This window comes from Zymomonas sp., assembly GCF_020216885.1.
Taxonomy (GTDB): domain Bacteria; phylum Pseudomonadota; class Alphaproteobacteria; order Sphingomonadales; family Sphingomonadaceae; genus Zymomonas.
The window spans coordinates 1-7,447 of record NZ_JAIWON010000146.1 but is presented as its reverse complement, the minus strand read 5'-3'; the positions used below and the strand labels follow the sequence as shown (position 1 = coordinate 7,447).

Here is a 7,447-nt window from a genome sequence, read left to right as displayed (position 1 = left end):
TTTCTGCGACCCAATTTTATGCGGATGTCGAAGGCGAACCTTCCGAAGATAAGGTCGCGAGGGCTTTGGATATTTTGCAGGAAAATGCCTGCGATCTCCGTATCTTGGGTGTGTATGCCCAAGCGCGCCCGCGTCAATAAAAGATTAGGCCTTATCGGTCTGCTTTAGATATTTTTTAACCGCTTTTTTAAAAACGGTGGGCAGACCGGCAAGGTCGATTTCATCAATCGGCCAATATTCACCCTCTATCACACTATGGGCGGTTTCAGCGGAAAAAATCCGCAATTCCAAAGCAAAATGCGTAAAAATATGCTCAATATGGCCTTGCTTCTGCCAAGCCAGAGCTATTAGATTTTTTTGTGTCTGCGCTGGGAAAAACTGAAAGGCTTCTTTTATAGCCTGTGGCTCTGTTTCGGTATCGCTGATTGTTGTCGTTACTTGGGATTGATCCAGCCATTCGCTGCTGGGTAATGCCCGCATTCCGCCTAACAAGCCTTTATCCGGCCTCCTGATCAGTAAAATCTTATCCTCGGATTTCAAAATAAAGGCATATCCAATCCGCTTAGGTCTAGCTTTTTTCGGGGCTTTAATAGGAAAAACGGCCGGATTACCTGTTTTTTGTCCTTCACAATGAGTCATCATTGGACAAATCGCACAAGTGGGTTGCCGATTGACGCAGATTGTCGCGCCAATATCCATCATCGCTTGGGCAAAATCACCCGCGGCTAAATCCGGCGTTAATTTGTTGGTTTCCTCGGCGATAATCGGACGTGAAGCGGGTAAGGGCGTTTCAATAGCCAATAGGCGACTAACCACTCTTTCAACATTGGCATCGACCACAACCGCTCTTTTTCCAAAAGCAATCGCCACAATCGCGGCGGCGGTATAGCGACCGATACCAGGTAATGCCAATAATCCTTGCTCATTATCAGGAAATTCACCGCCAGAAGCGACCACTTCTTTGGCGCATTTGATCAAATTTCTGGCGCGGCTATAATAGCCCAAACCAGCCCATTCAGCCATAACATCAGCTTCTTCGGCAGCAGCCAAGGCTTCGACCGTCGGCCATCTTTCGACAAATTTTAGATAATAAGGCGCGGCATGGGCAGTCGTTGTCTGCTGTAGCATGATTTCCGATAACCAGACCCGATAGGGATCGACTTTATTTTGTTGGGCTTCTGTCCGCCAAGGCAAAATACGGGCATGGCGTTGATACCAGTTAAGAAGATCAGTGGTTATTTCACGATAAACAGCAGATTTTTGCATAACACTCTATCGACGGAGAAGAATAAATTGTGGCATGACCTTTGTCATGGATAAAGGCAAGTCATCTTCTGTTAGAATTTCCAATACAGAAGAAAGAAACAGCGCCACCCTTTCGAAAAAGAAAATACCTGCGAAAAAAAGATCAGGGAAGGTGGCCTCAACAAGCAAAAAAACCGTCATCGACCGTGATAAAAGACGGTGCCGATTAAGCTCGGTCGGGCAATTATTGCCCCATGTTGGCGGAGCCGCCTTTCGTCGGTTTGGTTTTTTGCATTCTACCCTTATCAGCCGTTGGCCATTGGTTGTCGGTGAAAAATATGCTCGTTTGTCGGTGCCTGAATCCATTCGTTTCCCTTTCGGTCAGACTGTAGGCGGAACATTGACGGTTGTCGCCGAAGGCGCAATGGTTACTTTGATGCAGCATATTACGCCTGCGATCATCGAGCGGGCGAACCGTTTCTTCGGATATGCCGCCATCGAGAAAATCAGCTTTCGCCAAGGGCGACTGAGCCATTTGGCCAAGGCTGAAAAATCGGTGCCTTTACCAAAGACAGAATGGCTTCAGACTTATTTGAGCAAGGAAGATCAAGAACTTCTCGATCAAGTGCATGATCCCGAATTACGGGAAAGTCTCATTCGTTTGGGCGGCGGTATCGCAAGAGAAATGGAGCAAAAACAGAATTAGTTTCGGCGGCTATCTTTATATTTTGATAGCCTTCTTTGAAAGAGGGGCTATCCTTTGACCAAGAATGGCCTAAAAATATTCCGGTTCTATTTGTCGTTAAAAATCAGATTCTCTTTTCTGAATTGGCCTTTGATACAGGCCTCGTAGAAAAAACGGTTGAACTATTTTAAAAGCTCTGAATTGAAAATAGACTTGAAATAAAAACGCTGACCTTACAGCTTTTGAAAAGCGGGCAACAGAAAGCGAACAGATGATGAAAAAATTGAAAATAGGTTTAGGTGCTGTCCTTTTATTAGCCGGTTCTTCCTTTATGGTCAGTGCTTGCCATAAAACAGAAAAAGCGCCTGCCAATAGCCAACAAGAAGCTGCTTTACCTGCCGCTATTCCGGCACCGAATGGCGGTAGTTGGACGGATGCCATCTCTGTTTCACCCGAAGGCGGCTTTGTCATGGGTAATCCCAAAGCGCCGGTTTCTCTGGTTGAATATGCCTCCTTTACCTGTCCGCATTGTGCTGATTTTACGCAGGAAGGTTTCCCCAAATTACGGGATAATTATATCGCCAAGGGGCTAGTGAAACTGGAATTTCGTAATCTCGTTCGTGATCCATTTGATATTGCTCTGACTCTTCTTGCCCGTTGCCGTGGCGCAGAAACCTTTTTCCCGATTGCCGATCAGCTTTTCCAAGAACAAAAACCAATGTTTGAACGTATCCAGAATGCCGACAAAGCTGATTTGCAACGCGTGGCTGGTCTGCCCCAAGATCAACAAATGGCAGAATATATCCGTCTGACGGGTATGAATCCCTTCTTTGGAAATCGCGGATTGCCGACCAGCGCCCAGAATAAATGTCTGACAGATCAGGCCGCGATTAAAACCTTGATGGATATTCGGAGTATTGCCGACAAGCAGAATGTCACCGGCACGCCGATGTTCTTAATCAATGGTGCTTTACAAGAAGTTGGTATCGGTAGCCCGATTTGGGATCAGCTGGAACCGGCTTTGAAAGCCGCTCTGCAATAATCGTTATTTTACCCCAAAGTTGATTTGGTAAACTGGCTTGGCAAGGGAAAAATCAGGGCGCAAAGCACAATAGCTGAAAAAGCGAAGCCATCCGATGATCACCCTATGGCTTCGCTTTTTGGGATGTCACGGGTCTTTATCCGCTTTCGATAAAGACCCAGCAAGAAAGGATTGGAGTCCTTTATGGTGCCGGTTAAAAATGTAGTGCTGAATGACGGGCATAGTATGCCAGCCATCGGTCAAGGCGTTTACCAACTCAATCCCGCACAAGCTGAAAGCATGGTCGCTTTGGGATATGATCTTGGCTATCGCGCTGTTGATACCGCGGCATGGTATGAAAATGAAGAAGGGGTTGGAGAAGGGCTGCGCTCTCGTCATGCGCGCAGCTTTATAACCACCAAATTGATGCCACAGGATATGGGGCGAGTTAATTGCTTTGTCGCCCTTGATAAAAGCATCCGCAATCTGGGCGTAACCAGTTTAAATCTGTATCTTATCCATTGGCCGGGGCAAGACCGGAAACGTTATGAAGAGACATGGCAAACCCTGATTCAAATCAGGGCAATCGGCAAAGCCAGTTCTATTGGTGTTTCCAATTTTACGATTGATCATCTCGACCATATTATCACTGATTCCGGTGTCGTACCTGCCGTCAACCAGATCGAATTACACCCTTATTTCCAGCAAAAAGAATTGCGCGCCTATCATGCTGAACGGGGTATTATAACGACCAGTTGGTCGCCGCTGGGTCGCGGAGCCGCCCTGAATGATCCGGTTATTCGTGAAATTGCTTTGAAGCATGGCAAAACACCGGCACAGGTTGTTTTAAACTGGCATTTGAGTCTGGGTTTAACGGTTATTCCCAAGGCATCCAGTAAAGCCCGTTTACAGGAAAATCTTGAAGCGGATAGTTTCGCGCTTGATGAAGAAGATATGCAGCGCATTGAATCTTTAGATAAACCCGATGGCCGTCAGGGGATGGATCCGGCTGTTTTCGATTTCTAATAACCGGATGTGATTTTTCGAAGGCGGTGTTTCACTATACCGTCTCCGAAAAATCTAAAGAGTGTTCTTTCTTTGAAAACTTATTTCTAGCGTTTGTTTGTGACCCGTTACTGGTTGTCGGGATCGTCATATTTGGTATGTTTGCGTTGCTCTCTTTCAGCAATCGCGTCCATAATAAATTGATGGTAACAGCCGCTTATCCCATTTGATCCAGATGTCGTGCAACTTGTCGGAATACCGGTTGAGGTTGTTCGTTCCAGATCGGCAACTTTTGCACCCCATGCGCTATTGGCAAATTTTTGTTTTGGCTGATCCCGAAACCTTTTGGGCAAGCGATAGCGTTCACTTTCGGGCTTTCTTGCGCAGATAACGATTTCATCGCCTTTCCCTTTGGGGCATTGGTCTTGACCATAGACGACCAAGGATATCACCCGTTCAGAAGGCGCTACGGCGTTAAGTTTTTGCTGTTCTTCAGGGGATAAAGCATCCCACATGGTGGTATCTTGGGCAGCAACCGGCAAGGCCATGAAAGACAACGCCATAGCTAAAACGGCGGTAACCGGACGCAGAAACAAACCCGCTTTCATGCTTTTTCCTGAATAAGGGAATCGGAATATTATATTGTTATAAAATTTATCTCTTTCAAGATTGATATGAAGTGAACCAATCTTTTAAGAAAAAAGAGGGATAACAAATAGCCGTCATCCCTCTTGCCTGACCTTATTGCGGCATAGCGCTATTTTTGAGCCTTTCTTTGGCCGCGCGTCTTTCCGCTACGTCATTTTGAGCAGCGACCCGACCACAGCCCATTTCCGAACCAGAGCCAGAGGAAGTGCAGCTACCGGCACCTTGCGCGCCAGCCCCTGCAAAAATCTGCTGACGTGAAGCCCAGCTTTGCTGTTCCGGCTTGTTTCTTTCTTCATCCCGCAATTCTTCCGGCACGCGATATTTATCACCGGCAGGGCGGGTGACACAGATATAGCCCGCCGGACAGGCTTCATTTCCATAAACCGTCATCGTCGGCGGCCTAGCAACTGAAGGCGACAAGAAGGCAATAGCAGACAGCGATAAAGGTAAAGCAAAAAACAGAGAAAATTGGGTTATAGTTTTCATCGGATTATCCACCGGTTGCCTCGTCATATAACGATATTATGCCACAAACAGGTTAATCTGCAAATTGTGGTCGGTCTTATCTACAAATAGATAGCTGCAATTTTTAGAGGAAAAGATTAAATCTTCGATAGATATTTTAATTACCTTTAAAAGGATTATTCATATCTGGCGCAGATAACATCCCCATATCCTGAACTCTTTGCCCCCAACTGCGATGGGTGCGCTGATATTTTTCTTCCTTCACCTTGCGGTCTTCTTCACGCATGGCAACCGGAATACGGTAACGTTCGCTTTCGGGTAAGCGACGACAGACAATAATCGTCTCGCTATCGGGAGCCTTAGGGCAGCTTTCATTCCCGAAAATAACCATCTGTTTTGGCATACCATCACTGGCTTTAACGGGCGGCATAATCGAAACGGCGACGCCTTTTGGAATATCCTCCCATCGGCGATTACTTAAACTCTCGCTTGCCTTTTCATGATGGGCAAAAAGCGGCTGTCCGGCAAAGGCGATATAATGAAGCAAGACGGCGGATATAACGGATTTATATCTCAAGGGAATAGCCATCCTGTTTTAAAAACGCTTTGATAATTCGATGGCGGCGCGGCATCCCAAACGGATCAATCCATATAAAACAGGATAGGCCGGAATGTCTTCTGCCCCTTCCTTGATAGCCTGATCGCGATGTTCCAATTCTTCTTCCCGATATTCGGCGATCATCTTTTTTAATTCATGATCTTCCGAACCGAGTTTTTCCATCTGGCTTTTGTAATGTTCGTCAATTTCGCTTTCGACCGCTGCCGTGCAGGCCATAGCGGTTTTGGAACCGACCAAGGCTGTCGCCGCCCCCAAGGCAAAACCAGCTATTTTCCAGACAGGTTGTAACAGGGTTGGGCGGACATGCCGTTCCTGAACCAGTTTTTCAAAACCGGCAAAATGGCGATCTTCCTGTGCCGCCATACGGGTAATCATTTTGGAAAGCCGACCATTCCGGTCGCCCATAATAGCTAATTGACCTGCATAAATACGGATTGCGCCATATTCACCCGCATGGTCAACGCGGATCATTGACTTCCGTTCTTCTTCGGAAATTTTTGTTTCTAACGGCGTTTGGGAAGATAATTCAGACATAAAAGCGCTATCACCAATCCTGCCCCTGTAGAAAATATGGCATTAAAGCCCGCGAGTGAAATGCCCCATAACGTCCATGCCGGAATATCACAGCGGACAAAAGGTGCATTCATGATGGCATTGAACATTTCTTGGGTATTGTTACCCGTAATAGGCAGCGAGCAGGTCGTTATACCTTTCCACCAATGATATTCGACCCCCGCATGGAAAGCCCCGATGAAACCGCTAACCGCAATAGAAAAAGCAGCCAGCAAAGTTAATATCTTTTCAGAAGGGCGAATATAGCCTTTTAAAGAGTCTTTTTTGGAAAAAATAAAGGACAACAGGAAAGAAAAAACCATCAATCCGATAGCGATATAATGGGGTTTTCTTTGCCACAAACACATTTCGCAAGGATATAAATGGCCGATATATTCCGATCCCAATGCACTAATCATAGAGATAGTCGGATATAAAAAGGCAATCAGGCGCGCAAAGCATAAACGTTGATCTGCGGTGGTATGAAGCGCCCATTCGATGACCCTTTTGCATAAAGGCTTTTTCTCTTGGGGCGTCGGCCTTGTGCTTGATGCCATAATCCGATCCTTATTATCCCGAATTGTATTTTTTATTCCCGACCCAATGGGGTTGCTGATTTACCGGCGGGTGTCTCTTTTGTGATAGGAGAAGGTTGCCGATTTATCCTGCCAATAGTTTTCAGCGCATAATCAAGCTGAAAATCTGTAATATTTTCTTTTTTCAAACTTTCCGGTGTCGCCGTAAACTGGGGATCGGTTTTACCGTTATCATCTTCCAGTAAACTATTGTCTGTATTAGCCTGATTTACAAGATGACGCAACAAATCTGCTTCGCGCAATTTGGGGCGTGTTTTGTAATCTGGGTCAGAAAGCTGTGGCACAATGATATCCGGTTCGATTCCGCCTTCCTGAACCGATCGACCTGACGGGGTATAATAACGGGCAGTCGTCAGACGTAACGCCGTATCATCACCCAAAGGCAGCAAGGTCTGAACCGAGCCTTTTCCAAAACTACGGGTGCCCATAATCAAGGCGCGATGATGGTCTTGCAAGGCACCGGAAACAATTTCCGAAGCCGAAGCCGATCCACCATCCACCAATACGATCAATGGCAAGCCATTCGCCAGATCACCCGGTTTTGAAAAATAGCGCCGGATATCAGTTTTTTCTCGGCCACGTTCAGAAACCACTTCACCATGATCAAGGAA

The 7,447-nt window shown here is 46.3% G+C and carries 10 protein-coding genes; 3 read left to right on the top strand and 7 right to left on the bottom strand.

Features of this window, described 5'->3' with window-relative positions; genetic code table 11:
* Positions 1–144 precede the first annotated feature (144 nt).
* On the bottom strand, positions 145–1,266 hold the full coding sequence (mutY, locus tag LDL18_RS08070) for an A/G-specific adenine glycosylase (RefSeq protein WP_296508527.1): 1,122 nt from the start codon (positions 1,264–1,266) through the stop codon (positions 145–147).
* A 34-nt stretch (positions 1,267–1,300) separates the two neighbouring features.
* On the opposite strand from mutY, the gene LDL18_RS08065 reads away from it, so the two are divergent.
* The 3 genes from LDL18_RS08065 (at position 1,301) to LDL18_RS08055 (ending at position 3,977) form a co-directional block, all read left to right on the top strand.
* Entirely contained in the window at positions 1,301–1,951 is a 651-nt protein-coding gene (locus tag LDL18_RS08065) for a DUF721 domain-containing protein (RefSeq protein ID WP_296508525.1), read from the top strand.
* A gap of 250 nt (positions 1,952–2,201) precedes the next feature.
* Positions 2,202–2,972, top strand: coding sequence for a thioredoxin domain-containing protein (locus tag LDL18_RS08060; protein ID WP_296508523.1), 771 nt, complete (start codon positions 2,202–2,204; stop codon positions 2,970–2,972).
* A 183-nt stretch (positions 2,973–3,155) separates the two neighbouring features.
* Positions 3,156–3,977, top strand: a complete 822-nt coding sequence (locus LDL18_RS08055) for an aldo/keto reductase (protein WP_296508521.1) — start codon at positions 3,156–3,158, stop codon at positions 3,975–3,977.
* A gap of 107 nt (positions 3,978–4,084) precedes the next feature.
* Here LDL18_RS08055 and LDL18_RS08050 read toward each other — a convergent pair whose 3' ends face one another.
* From LDL18_RS08050 to LDL18_RS08025, 6 genes are all read right to left on the bottom strand, one after another.
* Complete coding sequence (locus LDL18_RS08050) at positions 4,085–4,564, bottom strand: hypothetical protein (protein ID WP_296508520.1); 480 nt, start codon at positions 4,562–4,564, stop codon at positions 4,085–4,087.
* A 133-nt stretch (positions 4,565–4,697) separates the two neighbouring features.
* On the bottom strand, positions 4,698–5,090 hold the full coding sequence (locus LDL18_RS08045; protein ID WP_296508518.1) for a hypothetical protein: 393 nt from the start codon (positions 5,088–5,090) through the stop codon (positions 4,698–4,700).
* Between the two features lie 136 nt (positions 5,091–5,226).
* Complete coding sequence (locus LDL18_RS08040) at positions 5,227–5,658, bottom strand: hypothetical protein (protein WP_365974979.1); 432 nt, start codon at positions 5,656–5,658, stop codon at positions 5,227–5,229.
* 6 nt (positions 5,659–5,664) lie between these two features.
* Positions 5,665–6,222 (bottom strand): demethoxyubiquinone hydroxylase family protein, encoded by a 558-nt coding sequence (locus tag LDL18_RS08035; protein WP_296508514.1) that lies wholly within the window; start codon positions 6,220–6,222, stop codon positions 5,665–5,667.
* Positions 6,192–6,797, bottom strand: coding sequence for a disulfide bond formation protein B (locus LDL18_RS08030; protein ID WP_296508512.1), 606 nt, complete (start codon positions 6,795–6,797; stop codon positions 6,192–6,194). The genes LDL18_RS08035 and LDL18_RS08030 overlap by 31 nt, the downstream gene beginning before the upstream one ends.
* Before the next feature lie 32 nt (positions 6,798–6,829).
* Positions 6,830–7,447, bottom strand: a 618-nt coding sequence (locus LDL18_RS08025; protein WP_296508510.1) for a S41 family peptidase, incomplete at its 5' end; no start/stop codon positions are given.

Coding starts and splice junctions, on each gene's coding strand:
- mutY (WP_296508527.1), bottom strand. CDS start 1,266: ATGCAAAAATCTGCTGTTTATCGTGAAATAACCACTGATCTTCTTAAC.
- LDL18_RS08040 (WP_365974979.1), bottom strand. CDS start 5,658: ATGGCTATTCCCTTGAGATATAAATCCGTTATATCCGCCGTCTTGCTT.
- LDL18_RS08050 (WP_296508520.1), bottom strand. CDS start 4,564: ATGAAAGCGGGTTTGTTTCTGCGTCCGGTTACCGCCGTTTTAGCTATG.
- LDL18_RS08030 (WP_296508512.1), bottom strand. CDS start 6,797: ATGGCATCAAGCACAAGGCCGACGCCCCAAGAGAAAAAGCCTTTATGC.
- LDL18_RS08045 (WP_296508518.1), bottom strand. CDS start 5,090: ATGAAAACTATAACCCAATTTTCTCTGTTTTTTGCTTTACCTTTATCG.
- LDL18_RS08065 (WP_296508525.1), top strand. CDS start 1,301: ATGACCTTTGTCATGGATAAAGGCAAGTCATCTTCTGTTAGAATTTCC.
- LDL18_RS08060 (WP_296508523.1), top strand. CDS start 2,202: ATGATGAAAAAATTGAAAATAGGTTTAGGTGCTGTCCTTTTATTAGCC.
- LDL18_RS08055 (WP_296508521.1), top strand. CDS start 3,156: ATGGTGCCGGTTAAAAATGTAGTGCTGAATGACGGGCATAGTATGCCA.
- LDL18_RS08035 (WP_296508514.1), bottom strand. CDS start 6,222: ATGTCTGAATTATCTTCCCAAACGCCGTTAGAAACAAAAATTTCCGAA.